This window comes from Photobacterium atrarenae, from assembly GCF_024380015.1.
Lineage (GTDB): Bacteria > Pseudomonadota > Gammaproteobacteria > Enterobacterales > Vibrionaceae > Photobacterium > Photobacterium atrarenae.
Window position 1 is genome coordinate 71,812 of record NZ_CP101510.1, and the last position, 22,477, is coordinate 94,288.

General features: G+C 47.3%; 20 protein-coding genes and 5 pseudogenes. 10 read left to right on the forward strand and 15 right to left on the reverse strand.

The window, feature by feature from the left end; all coding sequences use genetic code 11:
- The first annotated feature begins 229 nt into the window (after positions 1-229).
- Positions 230-523 carry a hypothetical protein gene (locus NNL38_RS24610; RefSeq protein WP_255392349.1) on the forward strand — a complete coding sequence of 98 codons (294 nt, stop codon included), beginning with the start codon at positions 230-232 and terminating at the stop codon, positions 521-523.
- A 424-nt stretch (positions 524-947) separates the two neighbouring features.
- Here NNL38_RS24610 and NNL38_RS24615 read toward each other — a convergent pair whose 3' ends face one another.
- Positions 948-1,226 (reverse strand): hypothetical protein, encoded by a 279-nt coding sequence (locus NNL38_RS24615; RefSeq protein ID WP_255392350.1) that lies wholly within the window; start codon positions 1,224-1,226, stop codon positions 948-950.
- Positions 1,227-1,372: 146 nt separating this feature from the next.
- Positions 1,373-2,122, reverse strand: coding sequence for a hypothetical protein (locus NNL38_RS24620; protein ID WP_255392351.1), 750 nt, complete (start codon positions 2,120-2,122; stop codon positions 1,373-1,375).
- 685 nt (positions 2,123-2,807) lie between these two features.
- On the opposite strand from NNL38_RS24620, the pseudogene NNL38_RS24625 reads away from it, so the two are divergent.
- The 4 genes and pseudogenes from NNL38_RS24625 to NNL38_RS24640 form a co-directional block, all read left to right on the forward strand.
- A pseudogene (locus tag NNL38_RS24625) lies at positions 2,808-2,996 on the forward strand (S24/S26 family peptidase); the annotation flags it as partial.
- A 178-nt stretch (positions 2,997-3,174) separates the two neighbouring features.
- Positions 3,175-3,582 carry a hypothetical protein gene (locus NNL38_RS24630; protein ID WP_255392352.1) on the forward strand — a complete coding sequence of 136 codons (408 nt, stop codon included), beginning with the start codon at positions 3,175-3,177 and terminating at the stop codon, positions 3,580-3,582.
- A gap of 904 nt (positions 3,583-4,486) precedes the next feature.
- Positions 4,487-6,054 (forward strand): IS3 family transposase gene (locus NNL38_RS24635; protein ID WP_255387610.1). Its coding sequence is split into 2 segments (ribosomal slippage): positions 4,487-4,940 and positions 4,940-6,054, totalling 1,569 coding nucleotides; the frame shifts between segments, so codons are not numbered across the junction.
- A 36-nt stretch (positions 6,055-6,090) separates the two neighbouring features.
- A pseudogene (locus NNL38_RS24640) lies at positions 6,091-7,185 on the forward strand (methyl-accepting chemotaxis protein); the annotation flags it as partial.
- 708 nt (positions 7,186-7,893) lie between these two features.
- Here NNL38_RS24640 and NNL38_RS24645 read toward each other — a convergent pair.
- The gene (locus NNL38_RS24645) at positions 7,894-8,313 is read right to left on the reverse strand and encodes a response regulator (protein ID WP_255392354.1); all 420 of its coding nucleotides are present in this window, start codon (positions 8,311-8,313) and stop codon (positions 7,894-7,896) included.
- Positions 8,314-8,588: 275 nt separating this feature from the next.
- Between NNL38_RS24645 and NNL38_RS24650 the strand changes: the two are divergent.
- Both NNL38_RS24650 and NNL38_RS24655 read left to right on the forward strand, forming a co-directional pair.
- Positions 8,589-8,987: pseudogene (locus NNL38_RS24650) on the forward strand (transposase); the annotation flags it as partial.
- A 58-nt stretch (positions 8,988-9,045) separates the two neighbouring features.
- Positions 9,046-9,216: pseudogene (locus tag NNL38_RS24655) on the forward strand (DUF4113 domain-containing protein); the annotation flags it as partial.
- A gap of 175 nt (positions 9,217-9,391) precedes the next feature.
- Here NNL38_RS24655 and NNL38_RS24660 read toward each other — a convergent pair.
- The gene (locus tag NNL38_RS24660; protein WP_255392355.1) at positions 9,392-9,691 is read right to left on the reverse strand and encodes a DUF3861 domain-containing protein; all 300 of its coding nucleotides are present in this window, start codon (positions 9,689-9,691) and stop codon (positions 9,392-9,394) included.
- Between the two features lie 134 nt (positions 9,692-9,825).
- Between NNL38_RS24660 and NNL38_RS24665 the strand changes: the two genes are divergently transcribed.
- Together NNL38_RS24665 and NNL38_RS24670 are read left to right on the forward strand one after the other, a co-directional pair.
- The gene (locus NNL38_RS24665; protein WP_255392356.1) at positions 9,826-10,839 is read left to right on the forward strand and encodes an HlyD family secretion protein; all 1,014 of its coding nucleotides are present in this window, start codon (positions 9,826-9,828) and stop codon (positions 10,837-10,839) included.
- 6 nt (positions 10,840-10,845) lie between these two features.
- Positions 10,846-12,369 carry an MFS transporter gene (locus NNL38_RS24670; protein WP_255392409.1) on the forward strand — a complete coding sequence of 508 codons (1,524 nt, stop codon included), beginning with the start codon at positions 10,846-10,848 and terminating at the stop codon, positions 12,367-12,369.
- A 43-nt stretch (positions 12,370-12,412) separates the two neighbouring features.
- Here the strand turns inward: NNL38_RS24670 and NNL38_RS24675 are convergent, their stop codons facing one another.
- The 11 genes and pseudogenes from NNL38_RS24675 to NNL38_RS24725 all read right to left on the reverse strand — a co-directional run bounded on the left by NNL38_RS24675 (position 12,413) and on the right by NNL38_RS24725 (position 21,165).
- On the reverse strand, positions 12,413-13,018 hold the full coding sequence (locus NNL38_RS24675) for a TetR/AcrR family transcriptional regulator (protein ID WP_255392357.1): 606 nt from the start codon (positions 13,016-13,018) through the stop codon (positions 12,413-12,415).
- A 481-nt stretch (positions 13,019-13,499) separates the two neighbouring features.
- The gene (locus tag NNL38_RS24680) at positions 13,500-13,901 is read right to left on the reverse strand and encodes a hypothetical protein (RefSeq protein ID WP_255392358.1); all 402 of its coding nucleotides are present in this window, start codon (positions 13,899-13,901) and stop codon (positions 13,500-13,502) included.
- Positions 13,902-14,095: 194 nt separating this feature from the next.
- A pseudogene (locus tag NNL38_RS24685) lies at positions 14,096-15,042 on the reverse strand (IS630 family transposase); the annotation flags it as partial.
- A 125-nt stretch (positions 15,043-15,167) separates the two neighbouring features.
- On the reverse strand, positions 15,168-15,470 hold the full coding sequence (locus NNL38_RS24690) for a helix-turn-helix domain-containing protein (RefSeq protein WP_255392359.1): 303 nt from the start codon (positions 15,468-15,470) through the stop codon (positions 15,168-15,170).
- Between the two features lie 15 nt (positions 15,471-15,485).
- Positions 15,486-16,445 (reverse strand): Abi family protein, encoded by a 960-nt coding sequence (locus NNL38_RS24695; protein WP_255392360.1) that lies wholly within the window; start codon positions 16,443-16,445, stop codon positions 15,486-15,488.
- 233 nt (positions 16,446-16,678) lie between these two features.
- Positions 16,679-17,314, reverse strand: a complete 636-nt coding sequence (locus tag NNL38_RS24700; RefSeq protein ID WP_255392361.1) for a recombinase family protein — start codon at positions 17,312-17,314, stop codon at positions 16,679-16,681.
- A 221-nt stretch (positions 17,315-17,535) separates the two neighbouring features.
- Positions 17,536-17,871, reverse strand: coding sequence for a N(4)-acetylcytidine aminohydrolase (gene yqfB, locus NNL38_RS24705; RefSeq protein ID WP_255392410.1), 336 nt, complete (start codon positions 17,869-17,871; stop codon positions 17,536-17,538).
- Between the two features lie 123 nt (positions 17,872-17,994).
- On the reverse strand, positions 17,995-18,417 hold the full coding sequence (locus tag NNL38_RS24710) for a MarR family winged helix-turn-helix transcriptional regulator (RefSeq protein ID WP_255392362.1): 423 nt from the start codon (positions 18,415-18,417) through the stop codon (positions 17,995-17,997).
- A gap of 60 nt (positions 18,418-18,477) precedes the next feature.
- Positions 18,478-19,302 carry a dihydropteroate synthase gene (gene folP / locus NNL38_RS24715; RefSeq protein WP_255392363.1) on the reverse strand — a complete coding sequence of 275 codons (825 nt, stop codon included), beginning with the start codon at positions 19,300-19,302 and terminating at the stop codon, positions 18,478-18,480.
- A 38-nt stretch (positions 19,303-19,340) separates the two neighbouring features.
- Positions 19,341-20,195, reverse strand: a complete 855-nt coding sequence (locus tag NNL38_RS24720) for a DODA-type extradiol aromatic ring-opening family dioxygenase (protein ID WP_255392364.1) — start codon at positions 20,193-20,195, stop codon at positions 19,341-19,343.
- 139 nt (positions 20,196-20,334) lie between these two features.
- Entirely contained in the window at positions 20,335-21,165 is an 831-nt protein-coding gene (locus tag NNL38_RS24725; protein WP_255392365.1) for a DODA-type extradiol aromatic ring-opening family dioxygenase, read from the reverse strand.
- A 108-nt stretch (positions 21,166-21,273) separates the two neighbouring features.
- Here NNL38_RS24725 and NNL38_RS24730 point away from each other — a divergent pair, with 108 nt between their 5' ends.
- Positions 21,274-22,176, forward strand: a complete 903-nt coding sequence (locus NNL38_RS24730; protein WP_255392366.1) for a LysR family transcriptional regulator — start codon at positions 21,274-21,276, stop codon at positions 22,174-22,176.
- Positions 22,177-22,477: the final 301 nt, after the last annotated feature.

Sequence of the window (22,477 nt, forward strand, 5' to 3'; positions counted from 1 at the left end):
CCGCATGCGGCAAAGTGCCGCTAACGCTGCGGTTTTGTTTTCATGTACCGGGTTTTCTCCCGGCGGTTTCTACGCATCGTCATTCCCGCAACCTTCTGATCCTTTGCCCGCAATAACCTGTCCTGCAAGGGTGAAATGAACGCTGCGCGCCCTGGCCGGCCAGAACATGGCGGACAGTACGGGAAGGCAGGCGAAAACGGCGATGAGAAACCTTAAAAGGAGAAAGCCAATGGTACATTTCAACCAACTCCAACGAACCGGCACTAAGCTCCGTGCGGCGAGCAACGTATCCCCGTTGCATCAGTCAGGCTCTACAGCAATGAGCAGGGCACCGGCGTTTGAACTCGATCGACGCCTGTACCGGTTATATGAAAAATTGCGGGCGTGTAACCCGGGCGTTCAGGAAATGGTCTGGGCGCTGAATGTGGTGTTGCCGGAGTACGGTGTGGTGATCCGCACCTGTGAAGATCTGGAGGTGTTTATCGAGGCGGTCGAGCCGTTTGAAGCGGAGGACTTGGGATAAAGGTTTGGCCGCTTTCATCATCATGACGGCAGCATCGCTGCCGTTTGTGGTTCATAGCGGCTGAATATTCAGCGTGATGGGGGTACGGGCCTGGCCCCGGTTGTGAGTTAGTATCTGAACATTACTTCAGGCAGCGGAAAGCCAAATATTATGGACGGCAGATAACGATCGAAATGATAAGAAGGGCTACCTTTAAGTAGGCAACAAATTACCCTTCTAATGTTTGAACGTGCTAAGGTGTATTGCGAATACGACCTAGCTTATAATTGTTTTAGTTAGACCTTTACAGCGATCATCAGTCTAATTAATATTTTCATAGATTGCTGTTTTTTACTTGTTGTGAGGAAGGTATAACGCATTTCCATTCTGAGAGAATTTAACTCATAAATGAAGATACTGTAGTGTTAATATTTTTAGTTTGTCGCTATTTCCAAATCATTCTATCACTTTGGCCCATCTGTGTTGGCTGAATGGTCAATGATGGGGTTGGTGAGTGCAAGTCGCTCGCCGCAGCAACCCAGAGGTTAGGTCTTACTTCAACAGATTCATCTTGTTTAAGCTTTACATTCCCTGCGGTATAAGGATTATTGATTACTTCATTTTTAATTTCTCTTGCATCGTCAAATGAGGTCATGTCGTTTTTGGTTTGTCTATACACAACGTAGGTAGTTGCCTCTTTAGAATTATTAATTACTTTAGGCATGGTATTTTCCTTATTTATTTTCTGATATAGTTTTCACTTTTTATTATGCAGTGATAATCTAGTTTAGATGAAAAATGCTCGAGTTTACATGTGAAGAAATATCATTAGGTATCCAGACATCTAAACTCAAGCAAGGTCTGTATATCTTAAGCTTTTTCTTTCTCTAGTGTATTTTCTAGTGCTTGTTTTGGACGGCCTGGTTTTACATCCCAATCTCCATTTGACAAGTAAGTTACCGTTACCGCCTTCCCTGAAAAGTCTGAAAGTTCAACAACTGCAGAGCTATCTGAAATTGTTGTGAGGTTTGCTAACGTACCAGCTTGATAATCTGCCGCAGAAACATAAAACTTAACTAATGGTTCTATTTTAACTACTTTACCCGGTCGAGCATCCCAAGTCATGCCTACAAAACCTGAATCTGTCTTCATACCATAGCTTTGACTTGGATACCATTGATTGGCAATTACATCATCTGGCTCGAATTTATTGGTTTTGTACTCGATATGATTTTCAGTGGCTTTTTGTCCACTTACCTTTGTTAGATCCGGTGCTTGATGCTCTTCTCCTGTGTAGAATGTACCTTGCCACACATCTTCAAGTTGAACATCTTTACTTTCGCGAGTCGATACTTCAATACCTAGACCTACGGGGTGGTTAATTGACTTTGCTGCTAACTTGAACTGAACTGGAATTCCAAAAGATGCTTCAGGAGTAGAACCAGCATCAATAGTTAGACGAGCGCTTGAGTTTGCGTATATTTCACTGCCAGTATCTAATTCTTCAGGCTTCGCTAAAAAACACCAAAACGTTTCTTTTGAAGATGATTTACTAACAATATAAATGGTTAATTTATCGCCATTTGTTTCTAGCTCTTTAACTTGTTCGATATGGTTCATACTCTATCCTCTTAAACTTAATGTATATTAATACCGAAACCTATAGGAATCTCTATGGAGTAAATATACTTTCAATGAACAGTCGAGTTCGCTATTTGAAAATATAAAACTTATACACTTAATCAAAATGTGCGCTCTGTAATAAATTACCGTCAGATTCTTCAGTTGTGTATGTCCTGAAAGACTGCCAGCGATACAGATGATATAAATGTAGCCAAGTTGGTTAATAACGGTATTACACACGATTACACAAAATTTACTTGGCGGATAATGGCTGTTCAAGCGGCAAGCGTGGGAGTGTTCAAAGTTGTCTCTTCCTTATTTGCAAGTGTAGGAAAAACTGAAAAAATTTAACACGACTCTTCTCCACACACCCGCTTCTTTCAGTTGAGGGTAACCTTGTAATTCATTGGGTTGTGCATGACTGAGCAGCAGCGACTATGCTGGTTCTACGGTAAGTGTGGCGCAACCGGATCAGTTGGTCGCAAGTCTCGGTTTTCCTGCGGTGAAAACTCACATCCCATTTCTTGTCGTATCTGGTTGGCCAGGTGGCCGCCTACGCTGAATCGTCCGTACATATTTGCCTACCTTTTAGACATTTGGGTGATGAGTGGTGTGTGCACCTTGCAAAACGCGTCGTGCTTGATAAAAATGATGCTGTATAGATAAACAGTATTCGTCCAATATGAATGTTATTCCGATTTGCGCCAGCGCCGGGATCACCGGCTTTGAAAGTCCGGCGGCCGACTATCTGCAACTGCCCCTGAGCCTCGATGAGCTGCTGGTTGAGCACCCCTGCGCGACTTTTATCGGCCGGGCTCAGGGCCGCTCGATGGAGGGCGTCGGCATCTTCAATGGCGACAGCCTGATCGTCATACCAAGAGGCTGATCTACTGTTTTGTGATCGTGTTCAATGTTTTGTGTATTTTATTATTCTTATTGAAAAAGAAGAGTCGCAACATGATTTAGTAATACTAAATTAGTATCATGGGATCCATTCAAACGCTTCATTTTGGTTACTGTCTCGATGGCAAAGGTAGACTGCCCACTCTGTGGAGCATCCAGCTTATGACGGTGCTCTGTCCTTGCGTCAGGAATCTTTGCTATTTGAATTTGTTGCCGTATTGTTGTTGATGTCTGGGTGGAAGAATGATTTTTTGATGTTTGGAACCGTGATGCTTTACTCAAAGTTATTTATGTTTTCTTTTATTTCGGGGCTAGCTATTTTGTCTGTATCCGGGTATTTGTTTTTTATCTATATTCCGGAACAACACCTGCTTCAGCAGATCTATACCACGGATGTGACAGATCTTGTGCTGGCGGATATTCGAGTGTTGAAAGTGAACCTGTTATATGCTGAAGGAACAGTTGTTCGCTTTACTTTCTTCGGTGTGATCTTGATTATCATAGGGCTGGTATCTAAAGCTTTAGAGTTATCTTTGAAGCATCATGACGGTTAAATGAACGATCAATATAAGGGAAGCATTTTTTGGTGGGATCAGTTGGCAGGGTATTCGTGTGCATGGTTAAGGTTTAGTCATTGATATAAATTCACTTATAAGAGATTGCTCCCCAAAAGTGGTTTTTATCAGGCAGCGATTCTGTTTTATCTGCACGCTAATCTTGGTCTGGCAAGTCATCGCATCAACCGATCTCTCCTTGTTTTGAGTGATGCTTCGTTGAATTAACAACCTGAATTGATTTTTTCAGATAAAGTCTTCCAATCCGCCGGGTAAGGTTATTTACAATGTTATTATTACCGGATAAGCCCGTTTTTTCGTCCCTATCGGCCGGGTATTCAAAAAATCAGCATGGTGTGGTCTGACCTCATTTCTTTGTGCCATGTCATGAAAAATCGGTAGACTATTGTTTATTCGCTTCCCCGTCACACGTGACTTTTGGTATTCCTAGGTACCACGGATGCATATTTAATTGAATCTTATGCATAAAACAAATGAGCGCTTGTTCATAAACTGTTGTGAGTGGGTGGCCCAATCTTATTTCGGCGCAGGGAGCTGGGCATGGAAATCGGCTTAAACTAATGATGAATTATTAAGGTAAAGTCAGTTTATGTTTTTCAATAAATCACTCCAGAAAGAAAACCAAAGGTTAAAAGAAGAGTTGCGCAATTTGTGGCAAGTTCAAGAGAGCCTGGAAGCTGATATGCTTCGTATGACCTTAGATCAAGAGGGTCGTATTGTATCTGTGAACAACTTGTTTCAGGAGGTGACAGGCCGGAATCTGAGTGTGATTCAGGGGTGTCATCTTATGGAGTTGATTCCACACAAACCCCCGGTGTCAGGATAGATGTCCAGATCTTAAATCGCCCAAAAATCCAGCAATGGAGGGCTAACGAAGGATACTATGCCAAGATATTCCGAAGAGAGAAAAGCCGCCATTTTAAAGAAGCTACTGCCACCGCATAACAAGACCATTCCGGAAGTCGCCGCGGAAGAACACATCAGCGAAGCAACGTTGTACAATTGGCGCAGTAAACTCCGTTCCGAAGGTAAACCTGTGCCAGGTAGTGAAAAAAACTCTGAACAATGGTCGGCAGAAGCCAAGTTCGCCACCGTCATCGAAACCGCCAGTCTGTCAGAAACAGAACTTAGTCAATATTGCCGTGAAAAAGGCCTGTATCCCGAGCAAGTTAAAGCATGGAAACTCGCTTGTATCAGTGGCGCAGCTCAAGCTGAACAGTCCAAGAAAACTGAGCAGACTGAACGTAAAGCGGATAAAAAGCGCATCCGCAAACTGGAAACAGAACTGCGCCGCAAAGACAAAGCACTTGCTGAAACGGCTGCGCTGCTGGTGCTGTCAAAAAAGCTCAACGTCTTGTACGGAGTCGAGGGCGAGGACGACTAACCCCTCTCGATGAGCGCCAGACGTTACTGCAGCTATTCGATGAAGCTGTCGCTAATGGCGCGCCTCAGTACAAGACAGCTGAACTTATACAAGTGCCTGAACGAACCTTGCGTCGCTGGCGTACGTCAAACGGTCATGTATTGGCTGATCTTCGCCCTCTGGCTATCCGACCGGAGCCGAAGAATAAATTGTCAAAGCAAGAGCGCCAGCACATTCTGGACGTCTGCAATGACGCTGAATATGCCAGTTTACCACCCAGCCAAATCGTGCCGCGACTGGCTGATAAGGGAGACTATATTGCTAGTGAATCAACCATATATCGTGTACTGAAAGCCAATGATCAATTACACCACCGAGGACGGGCAAAACCACACAAGCCCGCCACGGAGCCAGTCTCTCATGTAGCGACGAAGCCCAATGAGATCTGGACTTGGGATATTAGTTACCTGCCATCGAATGTCCGCGGCCTGTACTGGTATCTCTATATGGTCATTGACATTTACAGTCGCAAGATCGTTGGCTGGGAAGTCCATGACCGTGAATGTGGTGCGCTAGCTTCTCAGTTGATTGAGCGCGCGACATTCAGTGAACGCTGCTTTGTAAAACCGCGTTATCTGCACTCAGACAACGGAGCGCCAATGAAGTCACTGACCTTGCGCGCAAAGTTAGACGAAATGGGCATCAGTACATCGTTTAACCGTCCCGGCGTCAGCAATGACAACGCTTACTCAGAGTCATTGTTCCGTACCACTAAGTACCGCCCGGATTATCCAGCGCATGGTTTCAAGGATCTGGCAGCAACACGTGAATGGATGCTGAACTTTGTAAACTGGTACAACAACGAGCACCGCCACAGTGCGATTAAGTTCGTGACGCCCGCGGAGAGGCACCGCAACCTGGATGCCAAGGTGTTGGCGAAGCGACATACTGTTTATCAGTTGGCAAAAGCCAAACACCCTGAGCGTTGGGCTAAGGATACTCGAGACTGGTCACCGATCGGCGCGGTAACACTAAACCCTGAAAGGGCAGATAACAACCAACAAGGCGGTCAAAAAAGAGCCGCTTAATTAGAGAATCTGGTCAACTACCTTGAAATCTACCGCAAATCGCGCAGTACCAAACACTGTCAATTGATGTTGGCGGCGGTTCGGCAGGTAAAACACTGGGATGGTGCCTTGGAAATCCGGAAAGAGAGTGGCGAGGATGCCTGGCTGAGAGCCATCCTCCAACCTGTGGTCACTGAGGGGATTCAACAGTTTGTTATATATGCATCTGAGCTGACGCGAACGATTACGGCATCACGTGAGCAGGAAGATTTGGTGAACGCACTTCATCGCTCTACAGCCGTAATCGCGTTTAGTCTGGAGGGGATCATTCTGGATGCCAATGAGAATTTCTTATTATCCATGGGCTATGAAAAGTCGCAGATTGTTGGTCAGCATCACCGAATGTTTTGTGAACCTGAAGAGGCGAATTCGCAGAAATACCAAGACTTTTGGAACAAGCTTGGCCGAGGCGAATATATTTCATCCCGGTTTAAGCGTGTCGATAGTGAGGGGAATATAGTCTGGCTGGAAGCGTCTTATAACCCGATCTACGACGGGCATGGGGAGCTGTATAAAGTGGTTAAATTTGCAACAGTGATCACCGAACAGGTGAATCGTGAAATAGAAATCGCTCACGCTGCCTCCGTTGCCCTTGATGTCTCTGCCGAAACCGGGCAGCAAACCACCCGAGGGAAAACCGTAATTGACGCATCCACCGAAAAAGTCGAGGAGCTGGCGCGCCAAATGACCCTTGCTAATGAAGGGGTTCAGGCTCTGAATCAACAGTCTCAGAAAATTAGCGAGCTTGTAGCCAGCGTTGATGGTATTGCGAGTCAAACAAATCTATTGGCATTGAATGCTGCGATTGAAGCCGCTCGGGCGGGGGACCTGGGACGGGGATTCGCGGTGGTGGCAGATGAAGTTCGTCAACTGGCATCACGAACGACTCAGACGACGGAAGAGATTGTCGCCGTGGTGTCGGAAAATCTGAAGTTGATGGAAAATGCGGTGCAAACAATAGAGCAGAGCTTGTTGCAGGCTTCAGAGGCTTTGGAGTTATCAAAAGAAGCCGGGCAGGTTATGAGTGATATTCGGCAGGGGGCTGAAAAGGTGGATGCTGCTGTAGGTCGATTCGCCCAGCAGTTGTCTTAGCACAGATTGAGCCGGAGTAAAGGGAGATAATATACCGTACTACAATATTGGTAATGAAATAGGCCATACCGGTACTCCGTGATGTGACAGGCAGACGGAATGTGAGAGGCTGCTTGTGGGCAGCCTTGTGATGGATGTGGGGGATGTATCAGCTGCTTTCAGAGAAACAGAATCCACAGATTGCAGTATCATGATGTTTAGGCATTCAAGCTTGGTGTGACGCATGGTTTGCTCCGAACATTCAGTGACATGATGAGACATGTTTTTTTCGATGGTTGAATTTGTTGTATAATGATGATGAGGGGAGTTGAACAGGGATGTGATGCTATATGGATTTTTTTCATGACCGTCTAGAAATAGGTGGCGTCCAGTATAACTGTTATATGTCATATGATCATGACTTCGTCTTGGTACCATACTTTATTGATAAAGTTGATAAATTCTTCATTTCCTCTGGCGTTATCGTAAATGGGAACCATTTTATTGTGCAAGGTTTTTCTTTCGTAGAAAGCCTTGGTTTCGGCGGGGGAGACTTCTTGGTTAAATTGTTTATTCAGTCTGTCATTATATGCCAACCGAAGTGATTTTATGCTCTTGTCAATGATTATCGGAAGCAATTTTCTCACACCGGATTATTTCTTTCGAATATTGAACCCATTCATAAAATAAACGACTGAAAGCGTCTTCGAATAATTGTCAGAGCCGGACTCAAGGTGATGAATGACAAGATACACTAGATTCGCATACTTTACGATACTGATTTAATCCAGTGATAACTTTTCTCAGAGAAATCGGTTTGACAATATAATCTAGTGGTTTTTTAATAAGAACCTCTTTTACAACGCTGGCATCAGTTTCTCCTGAAATAATGATGACAGGTGTTTCTGGCGTTAACTGTTGGATTTGAGAGAGAAGACTAATGCCATCGAGGGGGCGGCTCAGGCTGAGGTCAAGGAAAATGAGTTCAAATTTTCGACTGGTGATTGCTTTGAGGGATTCGTTCGCATCTTTTTTATGTATGATTTCATCAAAAACCGCCACCTTTCGTGACCTTTCATGCCGGAGTAGCTGAGAGATAATCGTCGCGACAATATAATTGTCATCAATAATCAGGCACCCTTTGGCCATAGCATTTATCCTGTACTGTCTCAGTATGAGCACCACCCTAGCTAATAATGTAGCACTGATCCCTGCGATGAACAGAGTCAGCCACAAAAAAAGAGTATGTCATTAGGAACGACATTAAAAACGATGCTCTCATGGGATGTTGTTCATTTTTATCTTTTTGTATGCATCATTAAATCCTTTGTTTGTGATTGTGATAACTTGAGTCTTACTTGAGACTGTAAATAACTTCGTGTAATTGCCTATTATTAAAGCCAGTAATGGCTAAGGATAGGCTCATGGATAAAAAACAACTCGAAGCGCTTGCTCGTGAAGCAGCGAAGTCCATCAATACGGAAAGTGACCTCAACGACTTTCGCCAAATGCTAACCAAGGTGACCGTTGAAACTGCGCTCAATGCTGAATTAGACGAGCACCTTGGTTATGAAAAAAACGCTGAACACCCGTCGACAAACTGTCGTAATAGCTACTCCAGCAAAACGCTCATTACTGATGACGGCCAGGTCTCAATCGATACGCCACGTGACCGTCACGCCAGTTTTGAATCCAAGCTCGTTAAAAAGCATCAAACCCGCTTTCAGTCAATGGATGACAAGATTTTAAGCCTGTACGCCCAGGGGATGACGACACGCGAAATTGTCGCCACTTTCAAAGAAATGTATGACGCCGACGTCTCGCTGTACAGGAGCAACGAATTATCTAATGAAGCAAAGTGTTGTCGGCGGCGGCAGAATTCCGGCCCTGATGCAGATGTTTGACGGCCTGAATCAGAAATACGGCTCAGATACACTGTTCCTGGCCGCTCAGGACATTAAACCCAAATGGGCGATGCGTCGCGAGTTCCTGGCACCACAATACACCACCCAATGGCGGGATCTGCCGGTGATACGGTGTGCTTTCCCTTGAGTAACTTCACGTATGCACTGCCACAGTAAGCATTGCATTTAACAGATTTCCATGCATATCAGAGCCAAGCCGTAATAAGTAATGGCGTTCTTGCATAGCTCCAGAATGCTTAGATCAGATACAAATAATTCCATGCTATAGCTACCGTTCAACTGAATTGAATAACTTTTGAGTATTATTTGATGAGGCTTTTTAATTGCTGGATAAATGCTTTGAAATGCGGTATGAATTCAGAAAAAAGTGGATGCTTCCTCTCTTTCATCATCACAGTTCCAAGTAGACGTAACCCTACACCGGCTTGTGTTGCTGCCTGCTCGTCAAGTCCGCTATGGCTTTTCAGTTTGTCGACAATTGCAAATAGGTCTTCTCGATCTTGTAGTTCAAACGTCAAGCTTGCAGGGCTGTTTGACTCCTCTGAGCTCGTTTCTTCAATTGTGACGCGGTAGTGTTTCGGTTTTCTGAATAAAGATTTCAACTGACTTTTCTCCTGGATAAAGCGGATACTTTGTTTTGCTCAAGCTTTCTTCATCAATCATCAAAAGATGCTTTACTGAAAATGTACTGTACTATACAGTACGATTTTGGTAAAGCAAATCAGTTGAGTTTTTTATGAAGAAGAAGATTGTCGCGCTATCGTTGATTCTAGGCACATTCGTTACAGCACTCGTTGGGCTCTATCAACCAGAAAGGATAACGACAGATAACGCTTATATACATTCGGATGTCACAGCGATTTCTCCAGAAGTCGGTGGTCAAGTGAGTCGTATCTTTGTGTCTGATAATCAATGGGTTTACAAAGGAGATCCCTTGTTTGCGATTGATGAGGAGGATTTTCTGGTGAACCAGCAGATTGCAATGTCAGCACTTGATGTTGCAACAGCGGCACTGACAGCGAATCAAACCAAAACCGATATGCAGCAGGTGAAAATCGAGCAAGCTAAACAGAAAATTCATAGTGCAGAGGCTAATGCAAACCATCATCGGGCAGAGTTGATGCGTTTTGAACGGCTGTCTGAAAAGCAGTTAATCAGTAAAAATCTAATCGAGGCACAAAAGGCGCGTTCAATTGACGCAGACAGCAGCCTAGAAACGGCGAAACTGTCGCTTTCAGCAGAGCAAAAGCAATATGAAGCATTACTGACTGAGAGAGTGCAGTTGACGGCACAGCTTAAGCAAGCACAATCTCAACTTCGCTTGGCCAACATTGCATTAGAACGCACAGTCGTAACAGCTCCATTTAGTGGGTATGTGGCAGACCGGCAGGTTCAGGTCGGTAAGTATGTCCAGCCTGGCATGGGGCTGATGGTCATGGTGCCTGACTATATCTGGGTGGAAGCCAATTTTAAAGAGACTCAACTTGAACATGTGAGAAGTGGGCAGAACGTTGAAGTGATGCTGGATATGTTTCCGGATCGAACGCTTCATGGTCGCGTGGCGTCGATCACACCGGCAACCGGCGCGCAATTCAGCCTTCTGCCACCACAGAATGCGACAGGTAACTTTGTGAAAGTTGTCCAACGTGTGCCGGTAAGAATTGAACTTGATATCCCCGATGACTTAAAGAAACGTGTCTATCCGGGGTTATCTGCTGAAGTTTCGATCCAATTGTCTCAGGAAGGGTAATCTTTGATGAAGGCGCGTGGTTCTCTGCTGATATTGTCATTGTTTTCTATGCTTGCCTACGGTTTGAGCTCAGTTATGTTTAATGACATGTCCAATGAAATGGCGGCATCTGCTGGCTTGTCACTTGATGAAGTGGAGCAAATTAAGGTCGGCTTTACGATTACCCAAATATTGGGGTTTGTTTTCACACCGTTAATGGTTCGTCAGTGGGGGTCTTATCTGCTGCTGATCTTGTCATTGGCGGCAGGGTTTGGCGCTAATTTGGTGTTGTACATGGACCTTGCCCATGAATGGGGCTTTGTCCTGCCATGGCTGTGTATTGGCTTTTCGATGAGTGTTTTGCTTGTTGTGGTTAACTTGCAGCTTCTTGATAGCTTTGAGCCCCATTGGTTGCCGGCGATGATAGCTTTGACGTTAGTTCTCTCGACGCTAATCCCAATGGGTGCCTATCCTTGGATCACCGCGAGGGTATTAGAGCAATTCTCCTGGTCTCTGTTTAGTTTAGTGTTAGCGTGGTTGTATTTTTCTGCATTGGTGATTGCTTATTTGTTTCCACCACTATCGGTGAAGACTGAAGCTCAGCCAAAATCCGGTTTAGGTGTGTATCTGTTGATTGCTTCGGCTGTCAGCCTGGTCGTTTTTTTGTTAATGCGGGGAAGTTATTATAACTGGTTAGATTCCGCATTTTATTCAGAGTTAGTTATCATAGCTGCATCTCTGTCATTGTTGACGGTTTTTGTGCTATTGAGTCAACGGACGAAACCGTATACAGCATCGATGAAATTGCATCGTCAGTTAAAGACCAACGTTTTTATGTACAACGCTTTTCTCGCTGGGTTTGCGGTCATGGCCAGTACCGCTTTGTTTGGCAGTTTTCTTTCGAAAGTAATGCAATACAACGCCTTGAACTCAGGTTATGCTCAATTGCCGTCTTTTTATGCAATGCTGGCAGGAATGTCGTTGAGTGTGACTGTTTTCTACTGCCGCCGGGCATTGAGTGATGCAGTCGTTCCTTTTGGTGTCGCATTGATACTCATTTCAGTATATATGTTTAGTCAATTACCAAGTGATGTTGGTCCTGAATCAATATGGTTGCCGATGTTGTTACGCGGTTTTGGGGTTGGCTTACTTAATGTGTCGGTGACAATATCCGTATTGCTATATTTCAAGCCGGAGGAGCGTGTCGAGGGGATTTGCAATTTTTATTTGTTCAGAACTATGGGAGGGTTAATCGGTGGGGCACTTTTTTCCCGGGTGATTCAAAATTATGGTGCTCAGGCATCTGGAGAAATAGGACGAACGCTGAATGAGTCCACGCATGCCTTTTCGGCTTATGAGCATGCACTTGGTCACGCAATTTTAACCAATGGGAATTTACCGACGCCTGCTTCTGGTATGGGGCAAATCGGCGACGTATTAATAACACAATCAACGACACTGGCGCTGAACAATGCATTGATTATATTTATAATATCAGTGTTTGTTTTGGCCCCTGTGTTAATTTTCGGGAAGAAATTATCTGCAAGGTAGATAATACATAAAGGGAGTGGTAAACACTCCCTTTATTATGGATTTAATTTTTCTGGTAAAGCTTTATAAATCCACCAACCGCTTTGTTTACGTGATTTTTTAATATATCCTCACTTGGTAGATCAAGCCCCAGTAATGCCATGTTTTGATAATCCAGTTTGATCAAAGATAGTAATTGATCACAAGCGAGTTCAGCATCTTCAATCTGAAGACATTGACATGAGTTGCTGTTTCTCAGGAAGTCGACTAAATACTGATGGATACGGATTGGTCCGGTTTCCCAGAATTGGTGAGAGATTTTATCATGCTTGTTGAAATCTGAGGAAACAATACGAAATAACCCGAGAATAGGGTTTCCACAAATACGTTTTAAATATTGTACGGCAAACTGTTCCAATGTTTCCTGAAGCGGGTCGTCTATGTTGTGATCCAGTTGAAATACAGTCTCTAAGCTGGTTTTCGTGTTGTGCTCCAGGACTGCCATAAAGAGCCCTTCCTTGTTAGTAAAGTATCGATACAACGTTTGCTTTGAACCGCCACAAATCGTAACAATTTGATCGAGTGTTGTATCTTTATATCCTTGGTCGAGAAATAACTCTGTTGCCACGTTAATTATTCTTGTTCTTTTTTGTTGAGTTGAAATTCTCATCTAAATGCCTGGCAAAATTCAATTGTTTGAACCATAATACCATTGATGACTAGACTTATAAAACACTTTTACGTTTTAATGTTTAGTTTGTTAGTTTGTTAGTTTGTTAGTTTGTTAGTTTGTTAGTTTGTTAGTTTGTTAGTTTGTTAGTTTGTTAGTTTGGTTATGTCGCCGAACTTTCCTCTGTATTCATATAAGTTTCAGAGTGATTTTAATTTAACATGGCGTCTGTGATGTATCATCAATGAATTATTGTCTGGATATTTAAAGTGATTACCATCTGGCATGGTCGGTTCTTATTCACTCGTTTGCTATGCTTGTTTTTTGTATTTTCAGCTGAACACCTCCGTAAGAAGAAAGCATTTCAAATTGTGTACTTTTTACATTTCGCTGTTCGGAGATAATTTCTCGAAGAAATTTAAGGCCCTATCAATACTGTTGCTGACAGGGCCTACGTTTAATAAAAATCGCCTTTGTAAAGTTACACTAGTGAACCTTGTGCCATTACATCTGACCAGGTAGCCGTTCGAGGTGATAAAAATGCGTCTGTATTTGAGTTTAAAGCCGTGCCACTTTGGAACTCTGGATACCATATGGTTACAGTCCACACTCCGGATAACCCAATTTTATTACTGGTTTCCTTGCACAAATTAGCGATATATTCCGCATGTTTATCCCAACCACCCAGAAACATTAAGTCTTGCCAGTTTTCTTTATAATCAAAAATTGCGGATTGCCAAACAATTAATGCCAGATCATCTCGGCTTTTTTGACTAATTGAGCCACTTAGGTCTGGTTTTTGAGTTACTGTTAAAATATCCGTGTTTTCAATGGTTTTATTGATACTTTCTTTTGAGGTGTTTTCTTTTGATTTCATGTCCATGATGTTACCCTCTGGTGTTTGATTTATTATTCAGATTCTCAGTAATAACCATTTTATATTGCTAACCACTTGTTTTATAAAATTTCAGCCAGTATTTAGTGATATATGCGAAAGTGCTTTCTGAAAACTTTTTTTAATTTATCGTAAATGATATAAAAAGGTATTACACTGTATTACACTAAATAGCTGACCCTAATAGTGCAACATTTGTGGTTCCGTGTGATGGTTTCATGCAGCGCATTCCACAGCCGCTCGATAACATTGACCCAAGGCGAATAAACAGGCTGGAACAGCCAAATGAACTTGGGACTTTGTTTTAGCCAGGCTTGTGTTTTCCGGCTCTTATGAATGATGTAGTTATCCAGGATCAGCGTAATCGTTTTTGCGCCACGATAGTGGCGCTTGAGCTTCTCTAACATTGCGATAAACAACTCTGAGTTTTTCTGTAGCTGCTGACATATAACACCTTGCCTGTTGCCGAATGAAGTGCGCCCGCAAGATAGTGTCTTTCATTTTTTCCCGGTGTGGGGACGTGTTTTTGCTGGCCTTTCATCACCCAATCAGCACTGATCTTAGGGTTTAAATCGATATCAACTTCATCTTCGTAAAAGACAGGGTGTCTTGCAGAGCAATTGGCTAAGGCCTGATTGATTTTATCTATCTTTTCAGTGCGATGCGGATCTCTGATACAGAGTGTTGGCGCTGCTCGTCGCCAAACAATGCCAGCTTTAGGTAACCAGCGACGGACAGTTGAGGCGGCAACAGATGAACGAAACAATTTGTTCAATTCCAGTGTCAGTAGCTCGGTACTCCAGCGGCTTCGCTGATACCCTAAATCCTGTGGTGATAGCTGAATCAGAAGTACTAACATAGAAAGCATTTCATTCATGGGTAACAGCGGTGGACGGCCGGCATCCATAGATTTCAACCCGTCCATGCCACACTCAGTGAACCAGTTAATCCAGCGTGCGATAGAAGAGCGAGCAGCACCAGTCAGGGCATGAACTTCAACGATAGACTTACCATCATGCAGGGCAAGAAGTGCTATTAATCGACGGGCAAAACCTTTATCTGCTGTTGATTGAATCGCTTTGTGCATTCTTCGACGTTCCGAACGTGGAATCGGTGCTATGACGGCCATTGCTCAGTCCTCTGCGTGGATATGATTTGGTGTGGTAACTGATCAGATCACACAATTTGGACTGAGTTCCCTTCCCTGAGAGATCTACTATTAGGAACAGCTATTTAGTAACACGGGGTGAATCCTCACCCCGCCTCTTCCCCTTTCGCCAATATCCGGCACACCTGCGATCGGCTGTAGCCGGTCGCTTCGGCCACTTCGCTCAGGCTCAGGCCTTTCTCATGGAGGTAGTAGTGCACCTTGCGGTGGCGCTCGGGGTCGGCCTGGCGGCCGCGGTATTTGCCTTCTTCCTTGGCGCGCTCAATCCCCTGGGCCTGGCGGTCACGCCGGGTGATGTAGTCTTTGCGGGCTATGGCGGCCATCAGGTCGATCAGCATGTTGTTGATGGCATCGAGCACCGCTTTGATGACCGGGTCGTTGTGGGTCATCCGCGTTGTGTCAGCTTAGGATGTTGAGGGATAAAATACGCCGGAAATCTTGCTGTTTTTCACAATGCTCACCGTGTGTTGTTGCCTGATGATGGATGTAAATTGTCGCTTAAAGGCCGTTGGGCTCAACTGTTTTTGGCTATGTTGGCGAATATAGATATTCATCCCGTCTTGGCTTAATAGCCAATTCAGTTGACGGTAGATGTAGCTGTGCTGATAGCTCTTGAGTTGTGTTCGTGAAAGCCAGCCGAGTAGCTCTTGGGCTCTGCTGTGAAGCAGAATGAGCCGCTCCATGGCTTCAGCTGCGTTACTTGGCGCTGGTCTGATTAATTTGGGCTTTTTGTTTTGACGTTCACGGTTTTCCTCGAACAGATCGCCCTGTTTCCATATCGGCTCAAAGTGTGCGATACGATTCCGCAGCGAACCAATCAGCTCTAATCGAGCGTAAAGGATGTCCTGGTGTTTGATTTTTTTCCAATACCCTTCACTTTTTTGGCGGTGGTGGGGAATAACATTTGGAATGATCTTCCCCCATGGCACGGCACAGCCTTGTTTGTCCTGACGAATATCGAGCACTTTGGGCCAGAATCCATAGGTCATCCGCGAGATCACATCATCATGGCTGAGAGCGGGTTGTTTGGGATGCCATTTTCCTTTTTTGAATCTGTGCGTGACAGTCAAAATTTTCTTTTCTGAGTGAGCATTCAGATCCAAAAAATTATACCAGTCATTGCTCAGCTTGGAACCGTTAGACTGGCCATTGTGATAGTGCTGGCTGAGTGCCCGGTGTATTTTGTTCCTGAGCGTGATCTCGACGATACCAATCAACCTGAAAAAAGCCGATGAAATGGCTTCGTTCCAACAGTAGTAACCATAGAGCGCTTTGGGTTCGTCGGGCTGAAAGAAATGCTGGTAACTGGATAGCCGCGGTAGTGAGATATCATGTTGAAGTTGTTGGTAGTCTGCAGCTTGCATTATGTTGTTCGATCTCTTAGAATTGCCGTGTAAGCACTTGGAATACTTTTCAGGTAAGCTCTCGAAAGACAGCCCTTGCGAACTAAGTTGCAACGATTCTATCAGGAAAGCCCGCGAATAGCGGGCTTTTTTGTATCTGTCATATCAAAAGCTTACCCTTCTCTCATACACGCTAACCCACCCTAAAAGGGCGAGTTGGCTAATGTTAATGAGCAAGGGGAAGTGTGACCACCTCACCCCGTTTCCGTCCCCTTCGCCAATATCCGGCACACCTGCGATCGGCTGTAGCCGGTCGCTTCGGCGACTTCACTCAGGCTCAGGCCTTTCTCATGGCGGTAGTAATGCACCTTGCGGTGGCGTTCGGGGTCGGCCTGGCGGCCGCGGTATTTGCCTTCTTCTTTGGCGCGCTCAATTCCCTGAGCCTGGCGGTCACGCCGGGTGATGTAGTCCTTGCGGGCCATGGCAGCCATCAGGTCGATCAGCATGTTGTTGATGGCATCGAGCACCGCTTTGATGATCGGATCGTTGTTGGTCATCCGCGCGCTGTCGATGGCCTGCCAGGAGGTCGGCACGTCCAGGCTGACAATCCGCAGCCCCTTCTGCTCGATGCTCTGCTTCAGGCTTTTCCAGTCGTTCTCGTTGAGACGGGTCAGGCGGTCGATGTTCTCAACCAGCAGGATGTCGTTGTCCTGGGTGTCGGTCAGCAGTCGTTGCAGTTCCGGGCGCTCAAGCTGGGCGCCGCTGACGTTCTCAATGTAGTAGCTGGCGATCCGCTGGTTGTGTTCAGCGGCAAAGCGGTTGAGGGTGTCTTTGGCCCGCTCGGCATTCTGCTCGTCGGTGGAGGCCCGCAGGTAAGCCCGGATGAACATCGGCGCGTCCTTGTGTCAAAAATGTCTTAAACGTCGCATATAAGTAGTCGCAAATCATGCTATCGCATTTGAGTGGTCGCGTGAAGGGTTTTGTGCCGCAATCTACTGGTCGCAGTGGGGTATACCCAAATGAAAATGTTGATTGGTTAATTTTTGAACGCAATGATGTTTTCCCCCGCTCACTTCCTATCCAGGGTGCTGAGCCAGGGGAAATAAAGTTGTTATTCGGTTACCACTGAGGGCTCGCACAATTGATAGGTGATGACAAAAAGCTCGTGGATGCCCGGATAGATGTCTGTAATCACCGTCTTTAATTCAGGCAGGGTCATATTCTCCTGTGCGGCATGAAATGTGGACAGTTCTTCAAATGCTATCGGCTCGACCGCAAGGATTTCCAGCTGGCAGAACACGCGGCCATCTTCAAATGTGGATACCTCGACTGTGGTGCCCGGAACATAATACTGCTCAGAAGCATCTCTGATGGTGATGGTTTTTTTGCCGCAGAGAATGTCAGCTTCAAACCGTTCAAAAAAGGTCATTGTGGTCGGGTTATTTATCATCGTGCCTTGTATGAATCGTAAGAGGTGATGGGGGGACGCGATTGAAACCAGAGACGGGTGACAATAGCCGATTTATGGGGCGATTCGGAGCGACTCCTGTATGCTGATCGCATTCTGTAATTATCCTTGGAACTTCTGCTTTAATCCGCTGAGCATTGCCAGCGTGGTTGCGATCTGTTCATCGGAGATATCGAGCAGTATATCTGATTCGATTTGTCGTAAGTGCTGGCGCAACACGGCGACTCGCCGGCGTCCGGCATCTGTCAGGTAGATATGCCGGGAGCGGCGATCCTGAAGATCGGTCTGCCGGATGATGTGGCCTCTCAGCTCGAGTGTCTCTAATAAGCGGACCAGGCTCGAACCCTCAATCTCGACGGAGGATGCCAGGGACTGTTGGTTGATGCCGTCGCCGAATTCATCGAGATGAAGTAAGGGAGTCCAGCTGATGTCATTGAACCCGGCTTGGGCCAGCTGCTGATCTAAGTGACGGCGCCATAAGTGGGCAATCACTGAAAACTGGATCCCGAATGTCTCTGTGCTCATGATCCTCTCCGGTGAAAATAGTCTGAGGCGACATCATTGGGTCTCAAAGGGAGCACCGGGTTACGCCTGCGCCAGGTGGCGGATGACGTTGAGTGCGTCAACGGTCTCGCCGACATCATGAACCCGGACGACCTTGGCGCCATTGAGTACGGAATACATCGCTGCCGCGACACTGCCGGTCGTGCGGTCATGGACCGCTTTACCGATCATCTCGCCAACCATCCGCTTACGTGACAATCCGACTAAGAGCGGATAGTCCATTCCATATTCAATCCGGCACAGATGCTTCAGCAGGTGCATGTTCTGTTGGTGGGTTTTGCCGAAGCCAAACCCTGGGTCGAGCAGAATACGATTGCCGTCAATACCCGCCGCAATTAATTCATCTACTTTCTGGCGGAAAAAACGAGATACGTTCTGCAGAATATCGCGCTCTGCCACGGCGTTATGCATATGCGTGATATCGCCATCCATGTGCATCACACAGAGTGCCGCGCCCGTATCAACGGCGCAGTCAATAGCATCGGTATTTCGGAAGCCATTAATATCATTCAGCAAATGCGCACCGGCGTCGCATGCTGCTTTCATCACGGCAGCCTTGTACGTATCGACTGAAATCATGACGTCAAATGAGTGCGCAATGCGCTCGATCACCGGACAGATACGATCCATCTCCGCTTGTTCGGAAATTGGGGTCCAGCCCGGCCGGGTCGACTCGCCGCCCACATCGATGATCGCCGCGCCTTGCTGAACCATCTGTTCAACCCGGAACATTACGGGCTCATCACGGTGGCCATCGGAGAATGAGTCGGGGGTTATGTTTAATATCCCCATCACCTGCGGGGTAGATAAGTCGAGAGTTCGCTCTTTTGCGTGTAATAACATCATGGTCCTGTGCTTGCTAACGGATACGGGGCTGCGCGAGGTCAGCCGAAACGGAAGGCCGAGAGCCGGGTCTTGAGCACTTCCTCGGAATAGACTTTGTGGCCCAGATCTTTCCCGGCGGCGCCGGCGGCTACCATCAGTGGGATGAGGTGCTCCTCGGCACCCGGCGGATGGCAGTGCTGAGCATAGGGGGCTGAACGATCCCATTGGCGCAGGGCCAGCGACCGCCGGTACGGCTCGGTGCCTACGACCAGGGTCAGCCAGTCATCAAAGGCTTTTGAGGGAGCGGTATAACGCGGATCGCCATAGCCCCGCATGTTATGGAAGCTCATGCCGCTGCCGATGATCAACACCCCTTCGTCCCGCAGCGAGGTCAGCGCCTGGCCGGCGGCCAGGTGCGCGGCCGCATCGTAGTCTCTGCGCAGCGACAGCTGGACCACTGGGATATCGGCCTCAGGGAACATCAGCTTCAGCGGAATGAACATCCCGTGATCGAACCTTTGCGCGTCATCCGGCTGACAATCCAGTCCGGCCTCGGTCAGCAGGCGTGTGATCTGCGCTGCCAGCGCCGGTGAACCGGGCGCCGGGTAGGTGAGCTGATAGGTGTGGTCGGGAAACCCGAAGTAATCGTATTTCAGATGAGGATGCTCAGCGCTGATCACCCGAAACCCCGGGGATTGCCAATGTGCTGAAATCATCAGGATCGCCCGGGGACGGGCCGGCAAGGTGGCCGCCACCCCTTTGAGAAATTCGGCCATGGCATCCCAGGTGTCGGTAGGCTCCCACGCCATGAAGAAACAGGGGCCGGCGCCGTGGGGAATAAACATCACCGGCTGGGTGATCTGATCGGCCCGGGGATCGTGTGCCGGTGCCATAGGGGCGGTACTGAAATGCATGGGAGCTGCTCCTTCATCTGTTCCGTTGAGAATATAAATCTGATGTTACATGCCGTATTTTTTACCAATGGTGTGAACTGCCTGAATTATTTCATCGGTTTGCTGCGTCGGCTGAGCAGTAGCGATGGGGCCCGGCTGCTCAGCCAAAGCGAAAGGCTGACAACCGGACTTGCATCACCTGCGCCGAAAAAACCTTGTGGCCGCTGTCTGTACCGGCTGCACCGGCAGCAACCATCAGCGGCAAGAGGTGCTCTTCGTCGCCGGGAGGGTGGCACTGCAAGGCTGCTGGGGCTTGTGTCCACTGGCACAATGCAGCCTCTCGACGTGCGCTGTCGGCGCCGATAGCCCCGGTTAGCCAGTCGTCAAACGCGGCTGAAGGGGCGCTGAATTGTGCATTGCCATACCCACGCATGTTGTGAAAGCTCATGCCGCTGCCGATGATCAACACGCCTTCATCCCGTAACGGCGCCAGCGCCCGGCCGGCTGCAAGGTGTAACGCCGGATCCAGGCTGCTTTGCAGCGAGAGCTGCACCACCGGGATATCGGCTTCGGGGAACATCAGTTTCAGCGGTACGAATACGCCGTGATCAAAGCATTGTCCGGGATCGGGCTGGCAGTCCAGACCTGCTTGGGAAAGCCGCGCTCCGATTTCTCCGGCCAGTTGGGGTGAGCCGGGGGCCGGGTAGCGAAGCCGGTAGGTATGGGCCGGAAAACCATAGAAATCGTAGTTCAGCTCGGGCTGTTCAGTGGCGCTCACACGAAACCCTGTCGTTTGCCAGTGGGCAGAAATGATCAGGATCGCACGGGGGCGGGCCGGCAGTGTATGAGGGAGCGCTTCAAGAGAGCGGGCCATGGCATCCCAGATACCGGCGGGTTTCCAGTCCATGAAAAAGCAGGGACCAGCACCGTGGGGAATAAACAAAACCGGCTGAGTGGCGCGTTCTGTTTTAGTTTCTGTGAGGGACATCATGATTCACCTTGAAACCTTTGCATTACTTTGAACGGACACTAACGCATTCACTCAGAAGTGAGAACCTATAATAAATGCGTAACAGTTTTAACCAGGAGTGTGAAATAGATGTTGGACCGTATTACCGGTATGCGGGTTTTCATGGCAGCCTCGGCACAGGGCAGCTTGTCAGCAGCGGGGCGCTCCTTGGGCATGTCGCCGACGATGGCCACCAAACATATGGACGCCCTCGAAACCCGCTTGGGGGTTAAGTTGTTGCACCGCACTACGCGGCGGCTGTCGCTGACTGATTCCGGCACAGATTACCTGGAAGCTTGCCGGCGGATCCTGAAGGAGCTTGACGAAGCAGAATCGGAAATTGCGGCTCAGCGTGTTGAAGCGGTCGGACGTTTACGGATCAATTTACCGTTCTCGTTTGGCATTCAGTTTATCGCACCGTTAATGCCGGCCTTCAGTCGCCGCTATCCCCAGGTTGAGGTTGAGCTGGGGTTGAGTGATAGCCAGCAGGATTTGATCCGGGAGGGATGGGATTTGATGATCCGGATTGGCCATCTGGCCGACAGCTCGCTCAAAGCCCGGCGTCTGGGCAACACCGCAATGCTGGTTTGTGCATCACCAGACTATCTGGCCCGTTACGGCACGCCACAAAGTGTTGCGGACTTGTCCGGCCATAATTGCCTGAGCTATTCCCTTGCGCCCTGGCAGGGGCGGGGATTTTGGTCTTTTGGCCGGGAAGGTGAAATTCAGGTACCGGTGCAGGGTAACCTCCAGGCCAACAGCGGTGATGCTTTGCTGGCAGCTGCGCTGGGCGGGCAAGGCATGATTTATCAGCCGGATTTTATTGTCCGGGAAGCGCTGGCCCGGGGAGAGCTGATCGCGCTGGAACTCGATCAGGCAATGTTTGACTTGGGGGGGATTTATATCCTGTTCCCGCCGGATCGCCGCCCGCCCGCCAAGGTTCGGGCCATGATTGACTTCCTGGTCGCCTCGATCTCCCCGCCGTCTGCCTAGTAGGGTAATTGGTTAACCATTTATAGGCGGGTATTCTTGCTCGCATTGTCTTATTTCAACCTGTATCGCATGGGCCGCTATTTATCGGGTTCCGATAAATAGCGGCCCATGTCGTCATTTTTATTGATTTTCCAAGTGCGTTTTCCTGCCGGTGGTTGACGCTCTCGGGATTCAATTTGGTTAACCACGATCACATTTATGCCGATATTGGTTGATCAATGTTCAACTTTTAACCTCATTGGGTGGCCAATTTGAGGTGGAGTCATATGATTGACGGGACCATTGCATAAGGAGATACAAG